This window comes from Neisseria sp. P0021.S007, assembly GCF_051956855.1.
Genome location: NZ_JBQCXA010000151.1, coordinates 1 through 1,046 on the forward strand (window position 1 = coordinate 1; position 1,046 = coordinate 1,046).

General features: G+C 44.7%; 1 protein-coding gene. It reads left to right on the forward strand.

What is annotated here, in order from left to right; translation table 11 throughout:
- Positions 1 to 14 precede the first annotated feature (14 nt).
- Positions 15 to 1,046, forward strand: a 1,032-nt coding sequence (locus ACTHUR_RS11845; RefSeq protein WP_440398703.1) for a PilC/PilY family type IV pilus protein, incomplete at its 3' end; no start/stop codon positions are given.

Here is a 1,046-nt window from a genome sequence, read left to right on the forward strand (position 1 = left end):
TCTTTAGCCAGACTTTGGCAGAAAAAGATATTAAACCTGCGATTAAGTCAGAAAATCGTCTAGATGCTGCGATTAAGCCAGAGGATCGTCGAGATGCTGCAGGCAAGAGCTGGGATGGTGATCCAAGCGATCCTAAGGGCGTAGATTATAGCAAGCAATTGGTTCAGACTTTTACCGTGGGCTTTGGTGAGGGAATCTCTAAAGTCGGGAGAGATTATCTGGAAAAGGGTGCCAGTCGCCCGGAATGGTATTTCAATGCCTCAAAACCTGAAAAGTTGCTTGAGGCCTTTAAAACCATTATCGACAATATTGAAACTGACAGCAAAATAATGAAATTTGAAGGGGCAGCTTCAACTGCGCCGGTGACGACCAGTACAGGTATTCCCAATATGGCGGCAACGGTTCATTTAAATACCGGCTCTTGGAGCAGTCAGTTGCGGTTTTATAAATTAAACCGCAATGGTACGCCTATTAATACGACTGAGTTTGTTCAGCCATCATTTAATAACCGTCTTACTTTGGTTAATGATGGCAGTAAGACCTATTTCATCGATAGAGTTGCAGATAATGAGGCTTCAAACGCCGATTTTGGCATTTCAGACGGCAGTGCGAAAGATGAGTTGAAGTTGGAATGGAAAAATGCATTGTTGAAATGGACTGGCCGAGCAGGTAGTGATGAAGCCATCAAAGCGGATGCAGAGGCAAAAGGTTATAGTCAGTCTTATCGTATCCGTCCGACTGACCCTAATGATCCAAATAAAGATGAACGTAATTTGGGCGATATTTTAGACGGTTCGGTTGCGGCTATTGGCAATAAGCGCGACAACCGTCAAGAGTTTTTGGTTGCCGCTGCCAATGACGGTATGGTACATATTTTCCTTAATGGTACGCCTAGCAATCCTTATGACTTGAAACTCAGCTATATTCCTGCAGGTGTGGAACGTGAGGACGAGAAAGGTCAAGCAACAACTTTGGGCAAAGTCCTGAAGGATATTGCTCGTGAGGGTTATGGCTCCAGCACGCCACACCGCTATATGGTCAATGGT